The following is a 25,784-nucleotide window of genomic DNA, read 5'->3' on the forward strand; positions in this document are numbered from 1 at the left end:
TATTATTTACAATATAAGTGTTTTTATTATTTAAAATACTTAACTCCGGCTTCAAATACCTTAAGATCCTGTTCGCCATAAATATTCATAGCTACTGAGTTTCCTTTTCTTTCGATATGAGCCATCTTACCTAAGCATCTTCCGTCTGGAGATGTAATACCTTCAATTGCATAATATGAACCGTTTACATTCCATTCTTCATCCATTGTAGGCTGTCCCTGTTCATTTACATACTGAGTAGCAACCTGACCGTTAGCAAATAATTCTTTAATACATTCTTCAGATGCAACAAATCTTCCTTCACCATGTGAAGCAGGATTTACATATGTTCCACCAAGTTCTGCTAACTGTAACCAAGGTGATTTATTTGATACAACCTTTGTATAAACCATCTTAGATACGTGTCTGTTAATTGTGTTGTATGTCAATGTTGGTGAATTTTCATTCTGTCCTGTAATCTGTCCGTTTGGAACTAATCCTAACTTAATTAAAGCCTGAAATCCATTACATATACCAAGTGCTAATCCATCTCTTTCATTTAAAAGTTTATGAACAGCTTCTTTAATCTTTTCATTTCTAAATGCTGTAGCAAAGAACTTAGCTGATCCATCCGGTTCATCACCTGCACTAAATCCACCTGGGAACATAATAATCTGTGACTGATTAATGCTTTCTTCAAAGATTTTTACTGAATCTCTGATATCTTCAGGTGTAAGATTCTTAAATACCTTTGTAATAACTTTTGCGCCTGCATTTTCAAATGCCTTAGCACTGTCATATTCACAGTTAGTTCCTGGGAATACAGGAATAAATACTGTAGGTTTAGCAATCTTATTCTTGCATACATAAACACTTCCTTTATCGTATACAGGAGTATCGATAACTGATGTGTCTTTATGACTTCTTGTTGGGAATACTTTTTCAAGTGGTTTTTCCCATGTCTTAATTGCATCATCTAATAAAATTGATTCTTCTCCATATTTAAGTGTAGCATCATCTGTTGTTTCACCGATTAATACATAACTTACATTTACATCATCAATCTTATCAGCAGGTACTTCTGCAATTATATCACCATATCCAGGTGCAAATAAATCTGCTCCAGGAATCTGTCCGCTGACAGAAACACCAATCTTATTACCAAATGCCATCTTACTTACTGCTGGAATAACACCTTTACTATCTAATGCATATGCTGAAATTATAGTTCCATTCTGAATCATTTCATGAATTGCATCATATAACTTCATCATACATTCGTAATTTGGCTTTTCGTACTGGTCTCTGCATATTTCAAATTTAACAATCTTACTTCCAACTTCTTTAAATTCGGGTGTAATAATATCTTTTTCTTTTGCAACATCTACCGCAAATGAAACAAGTGTTGGAGGAACATCAATATCATTAAATGTACCTGACATACTATCCTTACCACCGATTGATGGAAGACCAAATCCCATCTGAGCGTCATATGCACCAAGAAGTGCTGCAAATGGCTGGCTCCAACGCTTTGGATCTTCTGTCATTCTTCTGAAGTATTCCTGGAATGTAAATCTAATCTTCTTATAATCACCACCTGTTGCAACTACCTTAGCTACAGAATCTACTACTGCATAAATTGCACCATGGTATGGGCTCCAACTTGAAAGATATGGATCAAATCCGTAACTCATAATTGTTACTGTATCGCATTTACCTTTAAGTACAGGAAGCTTAGCTACCATTGTCTGAGTTTCTGTTAACTGATATTTACCACCAAATGGCATAAATACTGAACCTGCTCCAATTGAGCCGTCAAATTTTTCTACTAATCCCTTCTGTGAACACTCATTTAAATCTGATAATGTTTCTAACCATTTTTCCTTAACATCATCAACCTGAGGTTTCTTGAAGAAGTTCTTATCTTCATCCGGCATTTCAACTTCTACTGTTGTTTCCTGATGAGCTCCGTTTGTATCGAGGAATGCTCTTGAAATATTAACTATCTCTTTTCCTCTCCATTCTAATACAAGTCTAGGTTCTTCTGTTACATATGCTACTTCTGTTGCTTCAAGATTTTCTTCATTAGCATATTTTAAGAACTGTTCTACATCTTTAGGATCTACAACAACTGCCATTCTTTCCTGTGATTCTGAAATTGCAATTTCCGTACCATCAAGACCTGCATATTTCTTAGTTACTTTATCGAGGTTTACATGTAATCCGTCTGCTAATTCACCTATAGCAACAGATACACCACCTGCACCAAAGTCATTACATTTCTTAATTAAATAACTTACTTCTTCACGTCTGAACAATCTCTGTAATTTACGTTCTGTAGGTGCATTACCCTTCTGAACTTCTGCTCCACAGCTTTCAATTGACTGTTCTGTATGAATCTTTGAAGAACCTGTTGCTCCACCACAACCGTCTCTTCCTGTTCTACCACCTAATAAGATAATAATGTCACCCGGGTCAGAATTTAATCTCTGTACTGCACGTCTAGGAGCTGCTCCCATAACCGCACCGATTTCCATTCTCTTAGCAACATAATCAGGATGATAAATTTCCTTAACATATCCTGTTGCAAGACCAATCTGGTTACCATATGAACTATATCCATTAGCTGCTCCCTGAACAATCTTCTTCTGTGGTAATTTACCCTTTAAAGTTTCGCTCATTGACTTAGTTGGATCAGCTGCACCTGTTACACGCATTGCCTGATATACATATGTACGTCCTGACAATGGATCTCTGATTGCTCCACCTAAACATGTTGCAGCGCCACCAAATGGTTCAATTTCTGTAGGATGGTTGTGTGTTTCATTCTTAAAGTTAACAAGCCATTCTTCTTCCTTGCCGTCAACTTCTACAGGCACAACAATACTACATGCATTTATTTCATCTGATTCTTCCTGGTCGTCTAATTTACCTTCCATCTTTAACTTACGCATAGCCATAAGTGCTAAATCCATAAAGCAGACAAACTTGTCCTTTCTACCCTTGAAAACACTTTCTCTTGTTTCCATATACTCTTCGTATGTCTTAACAAGTGGACTATTAAAATATCCATCATCAAATGTAACATCTGTAAGTTCTGTATTAAATGTTGTATGACGGCAATGATCTGACCAATATGTATCTAATACTCTTATTTCTGTTATTGAAGGATCTCTGTCTTCTTCATTCTTGTAATAATTCTGAATGTGAAGAAAATCTTTAAATGTCATAGCAAGTCCTAAAGAATCATATAATTCTTTAAGTGGTGCTTCCTCCATATCCTTAAAGCCATCGAATATAATAACATCTGCAGGTTCTTCAAATTCTGTTACAAGTGTTTCAGGTTTTTCTAAACCTGTTTCTCTTGAATCTACAGGGTTAATACAATATGACTTAACCTGTTCAAACTGTTCATCACTCATATGTCCTTCTAAAACATATGTTGTTGCACTTTTAATTACAGGCTTCTCGTCTTCATTTAAAAACTTAACACACTGTTCTGCAGAATCAGCTCTCTGATCAAACTGTCCCGGCAAATATTCCACGCTAAAAATTCTGTCTGTTTCGTTAAACGGAAAATTTTCTTCATAAACATTATCAACCGGTGGTTCAGAAAATACTGTTGTTAATGCTTTCTTATAAGTGTCTTCAGATAAATTCTCAACATCATATCTTACTAAAACTCTTACGGCATCCAATGTGTTGATTCCTAAATAACCCTTGATATCCTCTGTAAGTTCCTTGGCTTTAACAGCATATGGCTGTTTCTTTTCCACATAAACTCTCTTTACCTTGCTCATGAGTTCCTCCTGAATAGTAGTTTTATTATGGATTATGTCATTGCGACATAACCCATACTTATTCGATAGTATAGCACTTTTTTTTTAATAAGTACACTTTAAAAATGTTTTAATTAAATTCATTCATATGTTTTCTATACCATTTAGGGACGTGTCTCATCTGACACTTTTCATTTCTTCTCTCTTCTATCGCTATCGCATCAAAAAATACTTTCCACAATTCCTCATAATCATCATCTATATCAATCTGATCAATCACTCTATCTAGCTCTTCTCCGGATACAACTATTGTTTCACTTTTATACCTGTGAACTAGCGCTTTTTTTCTAATATCATCATATATAATCCAGTTTTCTTCAGGATATCTGCATGTAAAATGATTCTCAATTAATAGTAAAACATCACACTTAGGACTTATTGTGCCAAATAAAAATTTACCGTTAATTTCTTTAAATCTTAATATTTCTCTGAATACATTCGCCTCATTAGAAACTTTTCTTGCCAATTCCATTACGGTCATTACTCTATTTTCACTAAGCATCTTAGTAGTTCTACTACCTGCTCTAAATCCCACTTTAAGGAATTCCAAAATAGCATTCCCGCGATTCTTATCATAATGATGTGCTGCCCTGAAAACATATTCATATGCTTCAACCGATATCTTCTGCTGAATTGCCTGTGCAACACTAATTGCCTTCTTTACGTTAGTCTTACAATTAATGTTCTCACAAAACAACTCATATGCATAATCATCTCCCGGATAAATCTTTACTTTATTACCCTTAAGCATTAAAACCCATCCGTCATATACAGCAGTCATAATTCCATCAAATGAGTCATCACATACAAGAGTTATTTCCTTAAATTCATTCATCAGTTCACCCCCATATCAAATATATTCATCTGCGTATAAGTAATATTATTATCAATGGCATAAGTATTCTTTCTGTCACTATCCGCTATTGAACGTGCTATATAATCCTGATTCATATTAAGAGGCATCATTGTCTTTCCGTTACATGTTATAAAAAATGCTGCTCTTTTTAATACAACACCCATCTTCTTTAAATTAGAAAACTCCAACTTACCATATCGTCTTGCTGACACAATTCGTTTTGCAGACTTTACACCAATTCCCGGAACTCTTAACAACGTATAATAATCTGCCCTCATAATCTCCACAGGGAACTGTTCTATATGATTAATAGCCCAGTCGCACTTAGGATCTAACGCCATATTAAAATTAGGCTTCTCTTTGCTTAATAATTCCCCTGCCGTAAAACCATAATATCTTAATAGCCAATCCGCCTGATACAATCTATGTTCTCTAAGTAAAATGCTATGACCTTCCAAAGATGGTGCCTCTATATTATGATTCACATCTACAAATCCTGAATAAAACACTCTCTTAAGTTTAAACTTCTCATACAATGTAGCTGTTACATTTAATATCTGGTAATCTGTTTCTCTTGTTGCTCCAATAATCATCTGAGTGCTCTGCCCTGCCGGGACAAATTTAGAACTCTTATAACCTCCATATTTCATTGGATAATAATATCCGTCATTCTTCCCCGGAAGCAAATGACCCATTCCATCTTTAATCTGTTTCATGGGTGTAATTATATTCTTATGATGCTTGTTCGGTGCAAGTTCAGAAAGGCTTTCCTGCGTTGGCAATTCTAAGTTGGCACTCATTCTATCAACAAGAAAACCCAATTTTTCAATAATTTCAGGTGATGTACCCGGAATTACTTTTACATGTATATAGCCATAAAAATGATGTATATTTCTCAATTTCCAAATTGCTTCATAAATAAGTGACATTGTATGATTAGGATTCTTAACTATTCCCGAGCTCAAAAATAGCCCTTCTATATAATTTCTTCTATAAAACTCTATGGTTAATTTACAAACTTCATCAGGTGTAAATGTTGTCCTCGGCACATCATTAGAAACTCTGTTAACACAATACTTGCAATCATATATACACTCATTAGTAAATAATATCTTAAGCAGTGACACACATCTTCCATCCGCCGCAAATGTATGACATATTCCACACGCATGAGTATCTCCAAGTCCACTTCCCTTATTGCTTCTGTCGACGCCACTACTTGTACACGCCACATCGTACTTGGCAGCATCTGTCAATATTCTTAACTTCTCTGACATGCTAAGATTATGAGTAACATTAACTTCCACGGAATCTGTATTAAATTTACTGTCATCAATAACGCTGGTTTTATTATATGTAGCATCATTAAGCTCTTTACTTAAATTGTCAATACTAATTACGTCTGATTTATTACTCAATTCCATGCTATCCATGTATGTGTCACCGCCTTTCTGTCGAACATACGTTCTGTTATGATGATAACACCCTTTTGCACAATTTGCAATAGTCAAATTCTGTAACTTTTTTATTGAGTAATACATTATTAATGAAAATTTAATATTCATAATGTTATTTTTTTTTTAATTTGTGCTAAAATAAAATTATACGAGGCTAGGGTAAAGAGTGCGTAGCACGAAACAATCCGTAGGTATCAACGTTGGAGTTTCTAAGCCCACTTGAGTTTACTCATACGCGGGTGAAAAAACTTGGTACGGCTAACTACAGAAGAATTTATACAAAAGTTTTATACTTAAGAAGGAGGAATTACTATGCCCTCATTATATGCTCATAACAAATTTGGCAAACTTGTAATTAAAAATTTGCCCGTTGAATATAAAGAAATTATCAGAAGATATCCAAATTCATTCAGACTTGGACTTCAGGGCCCTGATTATCTATTTTTCTACAGAGCCTTTTCAATGAACAAAATCAACCAATATGGTGTTAAACTTCACAAATCCGATGCTTACACATTTATGCTTAATTCCATTGATGTAGTACATAAATATGGAATTCACAGTGCAGAATTCAGTTATATCATGGGATTTATATGCCATTTTACATTGGACAGCATTTGTCATCCCTATGTTAATTTAAGTATGAATGAAACAGGTTGCGGTCACATAGAAATTGAAGGTGATTTGGAGAATCTTTTGCTTTCAAAAGATGGTTTTAAACCTGAACGCTACCCAATGCACAAACTTGTTTCTACAGATTATGCCACCGCCAAAAGTGCTGCTGTATTTTATAAAGGACTTTCAACAATTGCTTCACATAAATGCATGCGATGGATGCGACTTATTAAGCATTTATTTGTTGCTCCTAGAAAGCCAAAGCAAAAAATAATTGACATTCTCATGCGTGGAACATTTCATTATAAATCTTTTAAAGGTCACATGATTGAACCTGAGGCAAATAAGAAATGTCGTAAAAATACAATTGAATTAGAAAAAATGTTAAGAGATTCTGTTCCTGTGGCTGTATCACTTATAAAAAACTACAGAAAAGTATTGTCCGGTTCAGTTGCTTTGTCACCAAGATTCCATTATGACTTTAACGGTAACAGGCTTAATTAAAATAAATAAAACAACGGGTAAATAGCCAGTCAAGCTATTTACCCGTTGTTTGTTTCAATTCATAAAAATACCTTTCGTATTAACACTAAAAGTATTTTGTCTGAAATATGTTTATTTTCATTTCTGTTTTTTAACTATTTCATTAAGCAAAGCATTTGCTACCTCGTCTTTAGACATAATTGGCAACTCTTTTACTTCATCCTTAGTAATAATTGTTACTATGTTTGTGTCTGTTCCAAATCCGGCACCTTTAACTTTTAAGTTGTTTGCAACAATCATGTCGAGATTTTTCCTTTCAAGTTTTGCTTTTGAATTTTCAAGCATATTTTCAGTTTCCATGGAAAAGCCACATACAAACTGATTTTTCTTTTTAGGAGCAAGCGTTCCAATGATGTCCGTTGTTCTCTCTAATTCTATTGAAGAATCTCCTTCTTTTTTCTTAATCTTGTTATCCGCAGGATTAACCGGACGATAATCGGCAACTGCCGCACTCATTATGAGAATATCCTGATTGTCAAATTCAGCTGCTACTGCTTCGTACATATCCTGTGCACTTTCGACATCCACAACTTTAACAAAATCAGGTTTTTCTATAGAAGTATGTCCACTAACCAAAGTTACATCTGCACCTCTAAGCATTGCATTTTTTGCAATTGCATAACCCATCTTTCCTGTAGAATGATTGCTGATGAAACGAACAGGATCAATTTTTTCTTTCGTAGGACCCGCAGTAACTAAAATCTTTTTGCCTTTCAAATCTTTTTCAAATGCTAGTTCTTTCATAATATATGAAAGAAGCACTTCAGGTTCAGGCATTTTTCCACTGCCGGTAGTTCCACATGCAAGATATCCTACTGCCGGTTCAATAACTTCATAGCCATAATCCTTTAGTTTTTTAAGATTGTCCTGAACAATAGGATTTTCAAACATATTCGTGTTCATTGCAGGAGAAATATATTTAGGACATTTTGCTGCCATAATTGTTGTCGTAAGCATATCATCCGCAATACCATTTGCAATCTTTCCAATTACATTTGCACTGGCAGGAGCCACCATAAATATATCCGCTTTCTGTGCTAATGACACATGTTCAACCTGAAATTCAAAATTTCTGTCAAATGTATCTACAAGGCATTTTGTTCCCGTAAGCGATTCAAATGTAATAGGATTTATAAAATTTGTTGCATTTTTAGTCATTATAACATTTACATCTGCATGAAGTTTTACTAAAGCACTCGCCAAGCTTGCAATTTTGTACGCTGCTATGCTTCCTGTTACGCCTAACACTACTGTTTTTCCTTTTAACATAACGGTTCTCCTATTTTTCTAAATCAAATATTCTTCCCTATTTTATCCTATTTTTCTAAATCAGGCAATCTCCCATGTTTTCTATTTTTCCAAGTCAAATAATCTTCCATGTTTTTCGTAATTTGTAAGTCTTGTAATTTTGTTGTCATCATCTACGAAAACAACCTTTGGCTTGTTTTCTTTAACTTCCTCAGGTGTCATCTGTGCATAACACATAATAATTACCTTATCGCCTAATGATACACAATGTGCTGCTGCTCCATTTAAGCAAATCATTCCTGAACCGCGTTCACCGGCAATTGCATAAGTTTCAAATCTATTTCCATTATCTACGTCAGCAATCTGAACTTTTTCATATTCTAAAATTCCTGCTGCATCTAATAAATCCTCATCAATTGTTATGCTTCCTACATAATCTAATTCTGCCTGTTTTACTGTTGCACGGTGTATCTTGCTTTTTAACATTTCTATCTGCATTTTTATTTCCTTCCGCTTTTATTTTTACATTGTATTCCGTCTGCCATGCCCCATTCTAAAATGCTCCGCATTTTATCATGGACGGCTGCGCCGTATACCTGCATTTTTTTGCCATGCCCCATTCTAAAATGCTCCGCATTTTATCATGGACGGCTGCGCCGTATACCTGCAAATAATTTTTTTCATATTTGAGAGCAAGCTCTCATCTGAAAAAATTATTTGCAGGTGCATGGCTTGGCTTAATCCCAAATGGTATTGTCTATTAATCTTGTCTTTCCAATGTAAACTGCCATAGCTACTAACATTGGCTTCTGTACTTTCTTAACCTGCTGCATTGTTAAGCCATCAACCGCTTTAACATAATCAATTTTAGCAAGTGGTTCCGTTTCAATATTTTTCTTCATAGCTTCAACAATCTTATCCGCATCAGTTTCACCTGCTTCAAGCATTTCTCTTCCAAGCTTAACTGTTCTGCTTAAAATTAAAGCTGCTTTTCTTTCTTCTGCTGAAAGATATGTGTTTCTTGAACTCTTTGCAAGTCCATCTTCTTCTCTTACAATAGGGCAACCGATAACTTCAATATCAAAATTTAAATCCTGTACCATATGCTTAATAATCGCTAACTGCTGAGCATCCTTCTGGCCAAAATAAGCTCTGTCAGGGTTTACGATGTTAAATAATTTGCTTACTACTGTACATACACCTCTGAAATGAACAGGTCTGCTAAGTCCACATAATTCTTCTGTCAACACTGACATATCAACGTATGAACTAAAACCATCTTTGTACATTTCTTCAGGTTCAGGATTAAAAATCAAATCTGCGCCAAGGCTTTCACAGAATTTGCTATCCTTTTCTAAATCTCTTGGATAACTTTCCAAATCTTCTGTTGGTCCAAACTGCATTGGATTTACAAATATGCTGACTACAACTTTATCATTTTCTTCTCTTGCTTTCTTTATAAGACTTCCATGTCCTTCATGAAGATATCCCATTGTTGGTACAAATCCAACTGTCTGTCCTTCTTTTTTCCAAGTATTTACATTTTCTCTAACTTCTTTAATTGTTTTTACTACTTTCATTGTTCGTCCTCCTGTAATCTGTATTGCCTCTCCATTCGGTCAGCGGCTATTCGTCGGAAACATTTATAGAAAATGAACTTCGTTCATTTTGTTTCCTCCTGTATTCTGTATTGCCCCTCCCTTCGGTCGGCGGCTATTCGCTTTTTACAATTCTTTAATATAATTTTCCTATTACTTCATCATCTATTTTATATGAATGTTCTGCAGCCGGAAAAGTCTGATTGTTAATTTCCTCTTTGTACTGTCTGAACGCGTTTTTCATTACTTCACCAACATTTGCAAAATTCTTAACAAACTTTGGAACGTAATCTGTAAACATTCCTAGCATATCCTGATATACCAAAACCTGTCCGCTACAACCTGCTCCTGCTCCAATTCCAATTGTAGGAATTGAAAGTTCTTCCGTAATCTTTGTAGCAAGCTTTTCAGGAACACATTCAAGTACAAGCATTGAAGCTCCTGCTGCTTCTACTGCTCTTGCATCATCTATTAATTTCTGAGCTGCATCTTCTGTCTTTCCCTGTACCTTATATCCACCAAGTGCGTTAATTGACTGTGGTGTAAGTCCCAAATGAGCACAAACCGGAATTGATGCTTTAACAATAGCTTCTATCTGTGGGCAAACTTCTTTTCCGCCCTCTAATTTTACCATCTGCGCACGTCCCTCTTTCATAAGTCGACCTGCATTTACAACTGCATCATATACTGATGACTGATATGACATAAATGGCATATCGCAAACGATTAACGGGTTCTTTGCCCCTCTTGCAACAGCTGCGCAGTGATGAATCATATCTTCCACTGTTACGCTGATTGTATCTTCGTAACCAAGCATTGTATTTCCAAGAGAGTCACCTACTAAAATTGTATCAACTCCTGCCTCGTCCATAAGCTTTGCTGTTGAATAATCGTAACATGTAAGCATTGCAATTTTTTTATTTTCTGCTTTCATATTCTGAAGTGTTGTTACTGTAGTTTTCATTTTAATATTTCCTCCATCTCACTATAATCAATATTTTTATCTCTGTTCTCCGCAACTTTCAAAACTTCCAAAGATACTGCCTTATATGTTCTTTTTTCATCATCATTAAGGCATTCCAAATGTTTTTTTATTGTGCCAATATCATTTCTCTGAATAGGTCCCGTAAGTGCATTAACCGTTCCGTCATTAATAATATGTTTGATATTTCCCATAACGATAGGCGTAATTGCCTCATGAGCACTTTTTTCATCAAATCCACATTCCTTAAGCAGATTTTCACTCATGTTAATAAGTCCTACCACAAGATTACTGCAAACAGCTGCCGCAGCATGATATTTGACTTTATCTTTTTTGTCTATGGTAATAACTTTATTTCCCAGATTTTCAAATAGACTAATCATCCGGTCTAAATATTTTGTATCACCTTCAATTGTAAAATAACTATTGGAAAGCTCTTTGTAAGAATCGTATTTATTACTTACTGCAAAGAGTGGATGGATGGAGTAACCGTAACAATTCATGTCGGTTATATCCGAAAAGACATCTGACGACATAGCGCCACTACAATGACAAATAATCTTATTCTTAATGTGCTGACTTTTCAACTGATTCCATACAGACTTAATCTGCCCATCAGATACCGTCAAAAAAATCACATCACTATCCGCTATTAAATCATTGATTTCTTTGTATTCTTTACTGTTTGTAAATTCTGCTGCTTCCACAGCATCATGTTCAAATTCACTGTAATAGCCACAAACATTCTGACCATTTTCAGCAAAATATTTTCCAAGGGAAAAGCCAACTTTCCCTGCTCCTATAAATCCAATTTTCATGGCATCCCTCCTAACCTTAGTTACGGGATAATGAGTCCGATTTTCTAAAATGAAATATCGGCTATGCACACTCAAATTATTAATATAAGAAATTGTCTTTTGGTATAGTTTCTTTCGAATACCATCCATAAAGCCGCAATAACATAGCGGTCTTTCCTCGAGACACTCTATCACAATTACAAAAATTTCGCAAGGGTATCTACATTTTGAACTTTTAAATATAGAAAAAATATATAGCCTTAAAATAAGAATAGCCTGCCATCTTTCAATGTTATTCTTATAACCTATATAATTTGTTATTCAAAATATTGATTTATATAATTAAATATATTATACTTGTCACATCATTTGAAAGTAGGTGTAATTGTGGCTGAACGAAATTATTTTATTAATGGAATAACTGAATTACTTATTCTATCTTTTTTAAAGAATCACGATGCTTATGTATATGAGATTACTAAAAGCATTGAAGAGAAATCAGGTGGACTTCTTTCTATTTCTCAAAATACTATTTATACAGCTACATACAAGCTTGAGAATGAAGGAAAAATTAGTGAATATTCTAAATTAGTTGGTAGAAAGAGAACTAGAATTTACTATCACATTGAAGATGAAGGTATTAATTATCTTGAGCAATTATCAAATAATTACAACAATACTATAAATGGTGTTAAGACTATTTTAGACTCACTTAATTAATTTTTTACGAAAGGGGGATAAACTATATAATGAATAGAGTATGTAAGATGTATGTTAAGAACGTAAAATCAGCATTTCCCATTATAGGTAAATCTGAAAGACTATATATAGAAAAATTGCAAAACTATCTTGAAGAATATTGTAACGAATATAATATTTCTTCTCTTGAAGAACTATATAAAAATTTTGGTACTCCTGATGATGTAATTAATTCATATTTTGTTTGGAATGCTAACAACAATTTGTACTATAATGTACATAAATTAAATATAGTAAGTTGTGTTTTTCTTACTATTATTGCAGTTCTTCTGTTATTTTCAATTGTTATATAATTTATGATTATCAGAAATAAAACAACCTTCAAAGATAAGAAACATTTCTATTTTTTGAAGGTTATTTTTTACTCTTCTATTTCACTCTCAACCTGTTATTATTCATCTAAATATTCTTCTAAGCAAATTCCCTTACTCATTATTTCTTTTGCTGCTGTTTTACCGACATATCTGTAATGCCATGGTTCATATATTACACCTGTTATCTTTTTCTTATTCTCAGGATATCTCAATATAAATCCATATTTCCAACAGTTTTTCATCAACCATTTTTGAACCGGTGTATTCTCCTGTTCGTTCTCTAACATTTGATAGTTATCATCTACTATATCTACTGCAAGCCCGATTTCATGCTCACTTGTTCCCGGAATAGCCACTACGGTTGCGGCTTCGTTTTTTGCTTTCGTTTGTGAATAACCTTCATTTAAAAGATCATAAATTTTCTGTTCATATAAAATCTTTTGCTTTCTATGGCTTCTATATGATGAACAAATAATAGGGTCAAGTCCTTCATCTCTGCAATCATCCATCATTTGCTGTAATTCTTCATAACATCTCTTATCTATTGCCTGTCCATTCTTCAATTGCACCACATCAATTTTTGTATCACTGTTAATTTTATTTTGATAATTCACAAGAATCAATTTCCAATCTGATTTTTTAGATGGCTTAGTTGTTTCTATAGTTTTCTCATTTTTATTAGCAGCTCTTACATTATTTTTAGTAATCACAAATTTTCCAAAGTTATTCACACACCCTGTAATAATAATCAATGCTATTAATATTCCTAATACACCTATGCACTTTTTCAATTTACTTTTTCTTAATTTTTTTATTTCATTGCCCCTTTCCTTTTCTTTTCTTATTTTGTATCCATTTTCACTTGTGTACATAAAAAACACCTCACTATGATTTTTTGTTATAAATCATCATAGTAAAGTGTTTCTAAAAAACGGCTATGTTTTGGCATCGTTTTGGCATCATTTACTGATTAAAATAAACTCCGTATTTATCGGTATTCATATACACTATAATTTGTTTTTTTGAATTATTATCAGATAACATTATTTCTATCTGCCCGTAATTTTTATTATTAATTTGCGCTTCCACTCCATAATATTTTCCAAGTGCTTTTACAAATTCTTCTACATCAGTAATAAATGGTGTATATTCTACATTTTCATAATCTATTGAAAATCCACATACAAGCCCTGTTGCATCCTCTATCTGCATGTTTATACTAATTCCCTCAATACCTTCTAAATTACAATTCCATATAACCATTTTAGTTGCAGTTGCTTCACTCATAATTTTTTTCTGCATCTTACTATTTTTTTTGTTCTCATCACTAGCAGTTGCATTGGATGTTCCTGATATTCCATAATTCAAATTATCGTTTACATATATTGAATTTTGTGAGTCTTCTATATATAAATCTGCTGATTCATTATGATACTTTATATTCTCAAAGTCTAAATCTGAAGAACAATATTCTTTTATAATTTTCAAAAATGATTTTTCCTGTTCATATATTTCAGCTCTGCTTTTTTCCATACCACTTACTATTTCACGCGAATAGTAAAAATTATTATTTGATATATTGTTTAATATATTAAATATTTCATTCTCAGTTTTAAATTCAATTTGATTTATGTTATATTTAGATACTTTTCCCTGAAGAATTTTATCCTGATATGTTAAAACTGTTTTTGGGAAAAGAGCACCTACAGTTATCATTATGGCAACCAAAGCTATTGTTTTAATTCTATACCACATTTATGCTCTTCCTCCCTTCAGTTCTACCGTTACAGTTGTTCCTTCATTTTCTTTACTTTCAAATTTAATATCGCCATTATGAACTTCTACAATTTTTGCACACAGCGCCAATCCTAATCCGGCTCCACCCTGTTTTCTTGAACGTGATTTATCAACTCTATAAAAAGCTTCTGTTATGTGTTGTAATGCTTCCGGCGGCATTCCTTTTCCATTATCCTTTACGATAATTGAACAACCATTATCTGTCATTTTAACTTCTACACTAATTATACCATGCCCGTTATCAGTCATTGCTTTTCTACTATTATCCATTAAATTAATTATAAGGGAACGCACAAGGTCTGGTTCTAACAGGCAGACTCCTTTTTCATAGTTATATTTTAATGCAATATTTCTTTTCAAATAATCAGCTTTAAGATTTTCTACTAACTGTTCAACTATTTTCCCCGGCGAAACTAAAACCAATTTCACCTCACTATTTTCAGTTACAAATATGTCCAATAGTTTTAGTGACAATCTTTCTAATCTCTTGCCCTCTGAAAAAATATAATTTGCTGCTTCTACCTGTTCATCCATTGTCAGTGCCTGACTTCGTAACAAATCCGCATATCCTATAATTGAGGTCATAGGCGTCTTTAGTTCATGAGTAAAATTTCCTATAAACTGATTCTGACTTTCCATTGTATCCTTCAATTCAATTATATTATTTTCCAGTTTGTCCGCCATTTTATCAAATTCCCTTGCCATTGTTCCTATTTCATCTTTTGTCTTTATTCTTGAACGATACGAAATATTACCTGCGGCAATTGCTTTTGATGTTCTTGACAATCTTACTAATGGTCTTGTCATTATAAATGAATTGCTGTACGAAAGTATTCCACATAAAGCAATCATTATTGCAAATACTTCATAATATATTTGCTGTAGTTTATCCCTTTCTTCATATATCGGTGAAATATCATATGCTACATCTAAATAACATTTTTCTTTTCCTACTTTTAATGCCCCTGAAACTTTAAGATATTTTTCTTTATCATTTCCTGCTATTACTTTTGTAATGCAACTTTTCTCGTCGACATTTTTCTTTGATTTTGTACTTTCTAATAAACTTCCCGATTTATCTTTCATTTTTCCATCTTTATACAATTCATTTTTTTCTGTATAAATATGTATTCCAGCCCATGATGTATTTCTTTGAGTTGACATTTCCTTAATTGTATTTGATATATCTTTGCTGTCAGCCCACGCTTCTACACCATTTACTACTTTTAGTGTATTTAATATCATTTCATATGACTGGATTGCACTTTTCTTTTCCCTATCCAATGCGCTGTTAAATGAGTTCAAAATCAGTGCACTTGAGCCTGCACCAAATATAATTGAAAGTATACTTATCATGCATACAACTACTTTGGTTCTAAATTTCATTCCGTTATTCCAATCTTTATCCTTTATCTATACTTCTTTGATTAAAAATATATTTTTCATTTGTAACCTAGTCCTGCTTTTATTTTAAATTTGTTCTATACTTCTAATCTATATCCTACTTTATTAACTGCTTTTAATTCTTTCTGCCATCCAACTTTTTTTCGCAATCTTTGTATATGCAAATCAACAGTTTTTGTACCATATTCGTATTCTTCTCCCCAAACTCTCTCATATATTGTTTCCCTATAAAGTGCCACATTTGGATTATGTGCAAATAATAACAGTATATTATATTCCTTTGGTGTCAGCAAAATTTCCTTTCCATCGCGGCTCACTTTCATTGAAATCATGTCTATCTGCAATCCTGCTATATTAATTACATTGTCTGTCTTATTATATCTTCTAAGTACAACGTCAACTCTTGCCAACAATTCTGTTGTTTCAAATGGTTTTACTATATAATCTTCTGCTCCCATTCTAAGTCCTCTAACCTTATCCTCAACTGAATTTTTTGCTGTCAGAAAAATTACAGGTATTTTACGTGGTTCTATATATTCTAAAATTTCAAAACCATTTACTTTAGGTAACATAATATCCAATAAAATTAAATCATATGTTTTTTCATTTATTTTATCTATTGCAATTTCACCATCTAATGCTGTATCACATAAATACCCCACTCTTTTTAAACTCATCTTTATTAAATCTGAAATTGGTTTATCATCTTCGACTACTAATATATTAATCATTTGTTATATTACTCCTGCCATGCTTTCTTGCATTTTATGTATTTTTCGTATATTTTGAAATTAATTATACATCAAAACGGCATCCAAAAAGCATACTTTAGAAAAATAAAAACAGATAGTCTTTATTACGAAGTGCCACCTTTCAATCGTTAGCTTCTGTTCTAACTTTTGAAGATTGGCACACTGTAACAACTATCTGTTTTTATTTTTCTATTATAACCACTATTAATGTTTAGTAAGAATCTTATTTACTTATACAATTTTCCATGAATCACTCTGTATTATTAATAAAAGTACCATTGAGTATTTTCTCTAATAAATTAACATAGGCTTCAAATTGTTCTATTCCAAATTCTGTTATCTTATAACTTGTTTTAGGTCTTTTTCCGCATATAGTTTTTTTCGATTCAATATATCCCCATTCTTCCAATTTGGATAATTGCACACTGATATTACCATCTGTAGCTTTTGTAATCTGCTTTAATTCTTTAAAAGTCTTTTCTCCATTAAGCAAACAACTTATTAACTTTAATCTTATCGATAAACTAAATGCTTCCGGTATATTAGATATTTGCACTTTTTTTCTCCTGACGTAACAATATTAAACCTAGACCGATATATCCAAATATATTAACTACACAATAAAATATGGAGGATATGCTTATTTGTAATTGGTTATCCAAATTTAATTTAATATAAATATTTACAGTTGGCAATACTTTAATAGTTATAAAACAAAACAGAATTAAAATTGCCAATCCCACTAACCCTCTTTTGTTTACTATATATCCAACAGTAATTATTGCAATGCAAACTAACACTATATTAATTAAGTTCTCATAATCTGTTAAGAATACTAAGTTATCAGTTACCAATTCACTTTTACTTAAAGCCAGCACTAATCTTGTTGCAAACAATATAAATGGTGTTGATATTGCTAATATTCCCCAGATACTAAGAGTTGATAAATAGTATCTATTACTTGCCCTTCTTTCATTCTTGTATATTAGGAAATAAAATATACCAATAATTGCTGAGCATATCATTTGTGATGCGAAATTGAACATTGCTCCATTGTCACTTGCACCCCATATTACCGCACTAAATAAATTTAGTACTAATAAAACTCCCTGTAATGTTCCATATAGCAAAAATAACTTATATGGCCCTGTATAGTTTCTTTTTGAACATTCAATTGTGTTCTTAATTTCCTCAATATCTTTGTAAATTCTTTTTTGCGTTAATTCCATACCTTCTCCTTTCATTCACTTTATATTATAAAGTTATTTTTATTTTAAAGTTATATTGTAAAATTGTCAAAAAAAAAGATAATCAATTATACGAATCGATTATCTTTTTTACAAATATTAACATTATCTATTTTTGTTATCTTAAACTATTTTTTTATAATTCATATAATATATAAAAATATAATACTTATCTTATTTTTATGAAATATATTATATAAATTATTTACTTAACTTTCTTTTTCCCCTGATGACCAGTCGATGTATCTTCAAATAAATATTCTAGTCCATTTTTTTTTGCTTCATCTTCAATAATTTCTTCAACACTTGGAATAACATCATATTTTGTATAATAATATTCATTATTGTAAGAAATATAATCGCTTAATATTACTATTCTTTCCTCTTGATTACCATCACTTATTAAATCCAAGAAAATTCCACCTGCCCGTTCTTCTGCTTTTTCTTTACGTTCCACCGGAACAGTTGATAAAATCTCTACTATATTTTCTACATCTACTTTATCAGTTATTTCAATACCTTGCCCACCTATCCAATAAACAATCTTATTATATTCTTTATTGTTAAGAATATTATTTTTATCAGTTTTTTCATTTTTTGTATTTATTTCATCATTACTACATGCTGTGAGTAAATATCCAACTATAATTATTATACCAAATATATATACTTTTATCTTCATTACTCTTATCCATTTCTAGCAGCTGTATATTTCCAAGTCCATACACTATTATTATATGAAAACGTTGTTCCGGCCGTTTTGTATAATACAATAGAAGTACTCTGTGTACCAGGATTCCAAAAATATACATACTTTTTCTGATTATTAACTTTATATCCAAAACATGCAACCGCATGTCCGTTTCCACTCGAAGTTGCTGCAACATAAATAGGTCTCTTCTGATCAATATTCTTTTTTACCAGAGTCCAACTAATTTGGTTATATATTGCCTTATACATAACTCCATATAGATTTAATGCTAAAGACGCATTTTCTAATGTTCCACCTGTATTATATTCTATTCCCATTCTATCCGCAACATTTTTAGCTGTATATGCCGTTCCATTTCTATAGTTTACTATAGTTGCAACAGATGCCGCCCAACATAATCCATATTTTCCTTGCCCTTGTTGATTAAACAATCCACATACAACTACATTACTTGCTGTATTGAGAAATTCCGGGGTATATGTCGCCTTATCAGCTATTTCACAACTAATAGTTCCACTATTAGTATCATTTTTTATATTTATCCCTTTTATTATGTAATCAATTTTTTTATTCATATTCATTTTTAACAAATAGCTTTTAAATAAACCTTCTTCGCTCCATACAATTTTTCTTTCATTATATTCTTACCTCCTGTTACTATATATTTTTAATTCAATTATATCATTAGCAATATTTTTGTCAACATATGCTTTCTTCTATGATATATTTGTATATTTTATATTTTATTATTCGTGTAATAATAAATAATAATAAATATATCCTTTTTTTCATTAATATAATAAAATGATTTATCAATTTAATTAAAAATTACATTGCCTATATATAACAATACAAATACTGAAGTCAAAATCGGTATATTTCTTTATTTGTACAAAAAAGCATACTTTACAAAATAAAAAACCTTCAAAATAAGATTTCTCCCATTTTGAAGGTTTTAATTTATCTGTAATCTATTTTTCTGCGTTTCTATTTCTGCTCAGCCTTTTGTGCTGCAACTTCTTCAATTTCTTTTTTAACTAATTCTTCATCATTAAATTCATAGTCATTTCCAGGAAGAATTGCATTTAATAAAATACCTGCGATTGCGGCAACTGCAAGTGATGTAAGGCTAATATCAAAGCTTCCGATTGAGAAGTCAATTGATGTAATACCTAATGCACATACTAAAATAATTGCGGCAACCATAAGGTTTCTGCTCTTTGTTAAATCAACTTTATTTTCTACCATGTTTCTTATACCGATACTTGAAATCATTCCATAAAGTACAAATGAAATACCACCGATAATACCTGTTGGTAAAAGGTTAATTCCTGCTGCTACCTTTGGTGAGAATGAAAGTAAGATTGAAAATACTGCTGCAATTTCAACTACCTTTGGATCATAAACCTTTGTTAAAGCAAGAACACCTGTGTTTTCACCATATGTTGTGTTAGCCGGTCCACCAAATAAAGCTGAAAGAGTTGTTGCAAGACCATCTCCTACTAATGTTCTCTTAAGACCAGGATTAGCAAGGAAGTTTCTTTCTGTTGTTGCACTGATTGCTGAAATATCTCCGATATGTTCCATCATTGTTGCAATAGCGATTGGAACAACAGCGATAATTGCACTTACTGCTAATTTAGCATCCGGCACATTACCAAATACAATTTCATTACCATGAATTGGTAATCCAATCCAAGCTGCATTTTTAAAATTAATCCATTTATCAATTGATACTAATAAGAAATTTGGGTTTCCAAACATTGCCACATATTCATTTCCATCAACCCATACATGACTTCCTGTTGTGATAGCTAAAATAACTGCTATTGCAATTGCTACTAATACACCTAAAAGAATTGGAAGGATTTTTGCCATTCCTCTTCCCCAAATGTTAAATACAATTACTGCACCTAATGCAATTAAAGCAATAACCCAGTTTGTCTGACAGTTTGAAACTGCACTTCCTGCAAGACTTAAACCGATTGCTACAATAATTGGTCCTGTTACAACAGGTGGGAAAAATTTCATAATCTTCTTTATATCAAATATTGCAAACAATGCTGCAACTACCAAATATAAAAGACCTGCCACAGCAACACCTAAGCATGCATATGGAAGCATATTAATATCTGAGCCTTCAGGCTTCAATCCGGCTACAGCTGCATATCCACCTAAAAAGGCGAATGATGAGCCAAGGAATGCAGGAACTTTTCTACCTGTAATAAAGTGGAATAATAAAGTTCCTAAACCTGCCATCAATAATGTTGTTGCAACATCCAACCCTGTAAGAAGCGGAACTAATACTGTTGCGCCAAACATAGCGAAAGTATGCTGTAAACCAAGTACAAGCATCTTTGGTACTCCAAGAACACTGGCATCGTAAATACCGTATTCACCAATTGTGTTTTTCTCGTTTTTGTTCATTTTTTCCTCCTAAAGTTTATATTAATCTACCACAGATTAACGTTTGATAAAAGCATACACCGGCTAACACCAATGCCGCTCCTAGCACAATTTGATAATATCGCTGCTTTGATACCTTTATCTGAATTCTGTTATTCCATAAAGTGTACGCAGCCGGAAGCAAAAGCGGTATAAAATATCTTGCCTGAACTCCTTCTATTGCATCCGCTCCAATAGGTGTAAATGCCAGATACATAGCAAGCCATACCAAAGCCACACTACATACAACTGCAATTCCATTTACAACTCTAATTGTCTTTATATTTTTAGGTTCATTTTGTTCATCATCTGTATTTGTCAGAAACAACATTGCAAGAACAGGTAATAGAACAAATGACCATGCATCTTTTAGCATTCCAAGTCCATATAAATTTAAAAACATTAAATTACTTGGTAAAAACTGATTTTTCGTCTTATCTCCAAAGTTTCTAAAATTATCAAAAGTAAATATCTCATGGATAAACATCTTAATAAATGCTATCGGATGTTTAATTATTGAAACTAACTGACCGATAATTCCCGTATTTCCACCTCTGGTGTCTCCACCATAACCTGAATTACCCTGTAATAAATTTATGATTACATGTCTCATGGAAATTAGTGCCATAACCATACACACTGCAATTACTGCAACTGCTATAAGAGCTATTGTCCTCTTTCCATTAGCGGATTCTTTCACTCTGTCCTTTATTATTTTCCACAATATAGGAACCATCAAAATCATAACAGGAAAATAAACCGGTTTCGCAATACATCCTATGCCAAGTAACACTGCCACAAGTGCAATCTGTTTCCATGTCGTTTCTTTGTCATTATTTGTGTCATCCATTAAATTCATCCAAAGTACAAATCCAAGATTCATACATGCAAATATTACTCCATCATAAGTGTATAAACTTGCCTGAAATAATAAAGTAGGCATTAATGCTAATGTAGCAACAAGTAACTTCTTTCTCCTTGCCACATAAATAACAAAGCAATTAAGCAATGCACAGAATATAAGATTTCCAAATCTTCCAATTGTATACTGCATCGTATAAGGCAATCCTATCGCCTCACAAATATGATAACTTACAATCATCGGCAGATAAACTATATATCCTTTATTGATAAGTCCAACCGGTTTCTGCTGTTTTAATGCATTATTAGAAATGTTATTCATGTACTTGTTTAACATTTTAAGCTCTTCTCTTGTATTTGCTACCGGAGCCTCTCTTGTGCAATTTAACTTTGATGCTTCATTCCAATTAACTTTCTGATGAAAATTTAATGTATAAATTGAATTATAATGAACTTCTTCATCCCATGTCGTTGACACAGGACCTGAAGCCATAATAATCAGACTTCCAAATCCAAGTGCAAATATAAGATAGAAAATCTGGACTTTTTTTAAATATATTTCTCTTTCAAAAATTAATATCAGGCCTAAGAAAATAACTAAAGCAAAAAATGCCATTCTATAGCCATTAAAATTCGCCTTATTTGAATATGATATCTCACTTACATTGATTTTTTCCGGAGAAGTAAATATTACCTGGAGTTTTGAAACTTTCTCCCTAACATTCGTATAGGCATACCCGAATTCCGGGTATGCCTTATCTGTAATTTCAACTGACTTTGTCTTTCCAAAATCATTAACAACGGTAGCCACTACAGTGTATGAATTTTTCTCCAAAGTCTCAGCCTTAATTTTTAATTTGTTTACGTAAACAGCCTTGTCCATATTCTGTGAATAAACTAAATCACCATCTTCATTCAATTCACCTGAATTACTAAACAAAACTGCTTCATAGCTTTTTGTCAGGGAAGGATAGTTCATCCCAAATTCAATTACAACTGCAATAATTATTGCAAATGCAATTTCTAAAATAATTCGAATCTGAGGCTTAACTTTTTCTAATGATATATTCTTCATCTAACTTCCTTAACCTTATTTATTCTACTCAGCTGTTGTTTCTTCTGTTGTTGTCTCGTCTGCCGGTCTTGAACCTTCTAATATTTTTGCATTATCTGCGATAAGCTGATTTACAGCTTCGTTAAATGCAACTGATTCTTTAATAATAACCTGTCCATAGTATGCCTGATACTGTGTAAAATATGATTCTAATTCATCAACAGACTTATATCCCATTGATGTAGCTACTTTCTTAAGTCCTGCATTGTAATCCTTTTCTGATGCCCAAAGACCTTCGCTAATTGCAATTCCTTCAATTACCATTGCCTGCTTAGCAGTTTTTTGTGCTGAATCTTCCATCTTCTTGTTCCAGTCTTTCTTTGACATCTTGCATGCTTTAAGATATGTGTCAAGATTTGTCTTGTACTTAGACTGAAGACGTGAAGCCATTGCGCTGTTATTGAAATCTTCTATGCTTTCAACTTCTTTTTCATCGTAAGCTGCAACATCACATTTATCAACATAATCACTAAATACTGCATTTACAATTTTATTTGTTCTAAGCTGATTGCTTATATAGCTCTTTAATTCATCTACTGTCTTTGTTCCGTACTGTTTTTTGTAATTCTTTTTTACAAATTTATCAGTAAGTTCAGGAAGAACTTTTCTTGAATTAATCTTTACTACAAATTTGACTTTCTTTCCTGCAAGAGTTAATTCATTGCCGTCTGCATCCTTAGATGTCTGTGAATAATCTTTAGGGAATTTAAGGTTAAGAGTTACTTCTTCACCAACTTTATGTCCTACAAGCCCTTCTGCAAATCCATCTATAAACTGACTGTTGTCAATGTCTAAATCATAATTAGTTGCTGAACCACCATCAAACTTGAAATCTTCGCCATTTAACTTAATTGTTCCTGTATAGTCAATATTAACTGTATCAGATTCTACAACCTTACCCTTTGTAACTACATTGCTGTCCTGCTTTTCTTTTAAAAGGTTGTCTATCTGGCTCTGAACTTCTGTATCTTCAACTTTAATTTCATCTTCATAAACTTCTAATCCTTTGTAATCAGCAAGTTTAATTGAGCCCTTTATTAAATCTGTTGAAATCTTTTTACCACTGGCACTGGTAACAGTTCCCTTCTGGTTATTACCACAACCTGCCATTGTTACTGCCATTGCTAATGTAAGTGTTAATGCTATAGCTTTTTTCATTGTAATACGCTCCTTTATAGTAATCCCACCAATTATTCAGCTGTTGTTTCTTCTGCCTCTGTTGTCTCTTCTACTGATGCATCTTCTGCTGCTGTTGTTGCTTCTGTTGTTGTTTCTTCTGGTCTTGTACCTTCCTTAACATTTCCTTTATCAATTAAGATTTCCATTGCGTCAAGATATGTGCACTGAATTGTAAATGTATCTTCGGCATCAATTTCCTGTCCGTAATATGATTTATAGTACTGTTCATAAGCATTGATAAAGTCATCAACCTTTTCATACTTGCTCTGTGCTGCAATCTGCTTTAACCATTTATTGTATCTTTCTTCTTTTAATACTGTTCCTGATTTTTCAACTACTGCACAAATAACCGCGTATGTCTTAAACTGATTTGTAATGCTTTCTTTTATCTTTTTCTTTAAATCTGCTTCTGATTCTCCATTACCATACTGTGTAAGGTAATCATCCATTGTCATTGACTGCTGTTCTAATGTATCCTTAAAGCTTGAAAGCTGTTTATCAACCTCTTTCTTTACACCATCTTCATCTACTTTGACATCACATTTTTCAACGTAATCAGCTAATGCATTTGTACTTCCAACTTTTGAAATTTCTAACTGATTCTTAAAATACTCTTTTAAGCCGTCGGCTGTTTCTACACCATATTTGTCTTTTAAATTCTTCTTTACATAATCATCTGTAAGTTCAGGTGTAACTTCTTTTACAATCTTATTAATTGTTACTTCAAATTTAACTTTCTTTCCTGCTAATTTAAGTTCGTTACCATCAGCATCTTTTGTTGAATTTGTATAATTTTCAGGGAATGTTAAGTTTAATTCAACCTTTTCTCCTACTTTATGTCCAACTAAACCTTCAGCAAATCCTTCAATATATGAGCTGTTTGCAATATCTAATGTCTGGTTATCTGCTGTACCACCATCAAATGCAAAATCTTTTTTCTTTACCTTAACTGTTCCAACATAACTGATGTCAACAATTGACTTATCTGTAACATCTGTTTCATCTGTATCTTCGTATGACTTATCTGATTCAAGTACTGAGTTAATTTCACTATCTACATCATCGTCTGAAATACTAACTTCATCTGAGTACATTTCAAATTGATCGTAATCAGCTAACTTAACTGTTCCATAGTAACTTGATTTACATTTATCATAGTCGCTTCTCTTTCCTGTAGCGTCTGCTATCTTTTCCCCTGCGGCACATCCTGCTAATGATATTGTCATCATCACAGCCATTGCCACTGCTAAACTTTTCTTAAACATCTTGTTCTCCTCTTTTCATAA

23 protein-coding genes are annotated in these 25,784 nt (G+C 32.7%); 3 read left to right on the forward strand and 20 right to left on the reverse strand.

What is annotated here, in order from left to right:
- Positions 1 to 26 precede the first annotated feature (26 nt).
- The 3 genes from DWX29_RS05395 to DWX29_RS05405 all read right to left on the reverse strand — a co-directional run bounded on the left by DWX29_RS05395 (position 27) and on the right by DWX29_RS05405 (position 5,951).
- Positions 27 to 3,779, reverse strand: coding sequence for a phosphoribosylformylglycinamidine synthase (locus DWX29_RS05395; RefSeq protein ID WP_118565336.1), 3,753 nt, complete (start codon positions 3,777 to 3,779; stop codon positions 27 to 29).
- 109 nt (positions 3,780 to 3,888) lie between these two features.
- Positions 3,889 to 4,653: a TIGR03915 family putative DNA repair protein gene (locus DWX29_RS05400; RefSeq protein ID WP_118565337.1), complete on the reverse strand. Its 765-nt coding sequence runs from the start codon at positions 4,651 to 4,653 to the stop codon at positions 3,889 to 3,891.
- On the reverse strand, positions 4,653 to 5,951 hold the full coding sequence (locus DWX29_RS05405) for a putative DNA modification/repair radical SAM protein (protein WP_243053240.1): 1,299 nt from the start codon (positions 5,949 to 5,951) through the stop codon (positions 4,653 to 4,655). Before DWX29_RS05405 ends, DWX29_RS05400 begins: the two co-directional genes overlap by 1 nt.
- Positions 5,952 to 6,443: 492 nt before the next feature.
- Between DWX29_RS05405 and DWX29_RS05410 the strand changes: the two genes are divergently transcribed.
- The gene (locus tag DWX29_RS05410) at positions 6,444 to 7,250 is read left to right on the forward strand and encodes a zinc dependent phospholipase C family protein (RefSeq protein ID WP_117908755.1); all 807 of its coding nucleotides are present in this window, start codon (positions 6,444 to 6,446) and stop codon (positions 7,248 to 7,250) included.
- 117 nt (positions 7,251 to 7,367) lie between these two features.
- Here the strand turns inward: DWX29_RS05410 and coaBC are convergent, their stop codons facing one another.
- The 5 genes from coaBC to DWX29_RS05435 form a co-directional block, all read right to left on the reverse strand.
- Entirely contained in the window at positions 7,368 to 8,558 is a 1,191-nt protein-coding gene (coaBC, locus tag DWX29_RS05415) for a bifunctional phosphopantothenoylcysteine decarboxylase/phosphopantothenate--cysteine ligase CoaBC (protein ID WP_117908753.1), read from the reverse strand.
- Positions 8,559 to 8,639: 81 nt separating this feature from the next.
- Positions 8,640 to 9,035, reverse strand: a complete 396-nt coding sequence (gene panD / locus DWX29_RS05420) for an aspartate 1-decarboxylase (RefSeq protein WP_022089761.1) — start codon at positions 9,033 to 9,035, stop codon at positions 8,640 to 8,642.
- Between the two features lie 239 nt (positions 9,036 to 9,274).
- Complete coding sequence (panC, locus tag DWX29_RS05425; RefSeq protein WP_118565338.1) at positions 9,275 to 10,117, reverse strand: pantoate--beta-alanine ligase; 843 nt, start codon at positions 10,115 to 10,117, stop codon at positions 9,275 to 9,277.
- A gap of 154 nt (positions 10,118 to 10,271) precedes the next feature.
- Positions 10,272 to 11,099, reverse strand: a complete 828-nt coding sequence (panB, locus tag DWX29_RS05430) for a 3-methyl-2-oxobutanoate hydroxymethyltransferase (RefSeq protein WP_022089759.1) — start codon at positions 11,097 to 11,099, stop codon at positions 10,272 to 10,274.
- Positions 11,096 to 11,935, reverse strand: a complete 840-nt coding sequence (locus DWX29_RS05435; protein ID WP_118565339.1) for a Rossmann-like and DUF2520 domain-containing protein — start codon at positions 11,933 to 11,935, stop codon at positions 11,096 to 11,098. The genes panB and DWX29_RS05435 overlap by 4 nt, the downstream gene beginning before the upstream one ends.
- A gap of 366 nt (positions 11,936 to 12,301) precedes the next feature.
- Between DWX29_RS05435 and DWX29_RS05440 the strand changes: the two genes are divergently transcribed.
- Complete coding sequence (locus DWX29_RS05440; RefSeq protein WP_022089757.1) at positions 12,302 to 12,634, forward strand: PadR family transcriptional regulator; 333 nt, start codon at positions 12,302 to 12,304, stop codon at positions 12,632 to 12,634.
- Between the two features lie 29 nt (positions 12,635 to 12,663).
- Entirely contained in the window at positions 12,664 to 12,966 is a 303-nt protein-coding gene (locus DWX29_RS05445; protein ID WP_118565341.1) for a DUF6120 family protein, read from the forward strand.
- Positions 12,967 to 13,064: 98 nt separating this feature from the next.
- On the opposite strand, the gene DWX29_RS05450 is transcribed toward DWX29_RS05445, so the two are convergent.
- The 12 genes from DWX29_RS05450 to DWX29_RS05505 all read right to left on the reverse strand — a co-directional run bounded on the left by DWX29_RS05450 (position 13,065) and on the right by DWX29_RS05505 (position 25,763).
- Complete coding sequence (locus DWX29_RS05450) at positions 13,065 to 13,859, reverse strand: M15 family metallopeptidase (protein ID WP_118565342.1); 795 nt, start codon at positions 13,857 to 13,859, stop codon at positions 13,065 to 13,067.
- 91 nt (positions 13,860 to 13,950) lie between these two features.
- Positions 13,951 to 14,742 (reverse strand): hypothetical protein, encoded by a 792-nt coding sequence (locus DWX29_RS05455; protein WP_117908745.1) that lies wholly within the window; start codon positions 14,740 to 14,742, stop codon positions 13,951 to 13,953.
- A complete protein-coding gene (locus DWX29_RS05460; RefSeq protein WP_117908744.1) occupies positions 14,743 to 16,170 on the reverse strand; it encodes a HAMP domain-containing sensor histidine kinase in 1,428 nt (475 codons plus the stop codon). It lies immediately after the preceding gene.
- A gap of 95 nt (positions 16,171 to 16,265) precedes the next feature.
- Positions 16,266 to 16,919: a response regulator transcription factor gene (locus DWX29_RS05465; RefSeq protein WP_022089752.1), complete on the reverse strand. Its 654-nt coding sequence runs from the start codon at positions 16,917 to 16,919 to the stop codon at positions 16,266 to 16,268.
- Positions 16,920 to 17,190: 271 nt separating this feature from the next.
- Positions 17,191 to 17,496 carry a transcriptional regulator gene (locus DWX29_RS05470; protein ID WP_022089751.1) on the reverse strand — a complete coding sequence of 102 codons (306 nt, stop codon included), beginning with the start codon at positions 17,494 to 17,496 and terminating at the stop codon, positions 17,191 to 17,193.
- Positions 17,483 to 18,169, reverse strand: coding sequence for a hypothetical protein (locus DWX29_RS05475; protein ID WP_118565343.1), 687 nt, complete (start codon positions 18,167 to 18,169; stop codon positions 17,483 to 17,485). The genes DWX29_RS05470 and DWX29_RS05475 overlap by 14 nt, the downstream gene beginning before the upstream one ends.
- Positions 18,170 to 18,392: 223 nt before the next feature.
- Positions 18,393 to 18,869, reverse strand: coding sequence for a hypothetical protein (locus tag DWX29_RS05480; protein ID WP_022089749.1), 477 nt, complete (start codon positions 18,867 to 18,869; stop codon positions 18,393 to 18,395).
- Between the two features lie 5 nt (positions 18,870 to 18,874).
- Positions 18,875 to 19,474 (reverse strand): C39 family peptidase, encoded by a 600-nt coding sequence (locus DWX29_RS05485; protein WP_158574507.1) that lies wholly within the window; start codon positions 19,472 to 19,474, stop codon positions 18,875 to 18,877.
- A 412-nt stretch (positions 19,475 to 19,886) separates the two neighbouring features.
- On the reverse strand, positions 19,887 to 21,326 hold the full coding sequence (locus DWX29_RS05490) for a uracil-xanthine permease family protein (RefSeq protein ID WP_118565344.1): 1,440 nt from the start codon (positions 21,324 to 21,326) through the stop codon (positions 19,887 to 19,889).
- Between the two features lie 16 nt (positions 21,327 to 21,342).
- The gene (locus tag DWX29_RS05495) at positions 21,343 to 23,280 is read right to left on the reverse strand and encodes a DUF2142 domain-containing protein (protein ID WP_118565345.1); all 1,938 of its coding nucleotides are present in this window, start codon (positions 23,278 to 23,280) and stop codon (positions 21,343 to 21,345) included.
- Between the two features lie 24 nt (positions 23,281 to 23,304).
- Positions 23,305 to 24,477: an FKBP-type peptidyl-prolyl cis-trans isomerase gene (locus tag DWX29_RS05500; protein WP_022089745.1), complete on the reverse strand. Its 1,173-nt coding sequence runs from the start codon at positions 24,475 to 24,477 to the stop codon at positions 23,305 to 23,307.
- A gap of 32 nt (positions 24,478 to 24,509) precedes the next feature.
- Positions 24,510 to 25,763 (reverse strand): FKBP-type peptidyl-prolyl cis-trans isomerase, encoded by a 1,254-nt coding sequence (locus tag DWX29_RS05505; protein WP_118565346.1) that lies wholly within the window; start codon positions 25,761 to 25,763, stop codon positions 24,510 to 24,512.
- Positions 25,764 to 25,784: the final 21 nt, after the last annotated feature.

The organism is Eubacterium sp. AF19-12LB (assembly GCF_003479125.1).
Classification (GTDB): domain Bacteria; phylum Bacillota; class Clostridia; order Lachnospirales; family Lachnospiraceae; genus Eubacterium_U; species Eubacterium_U album.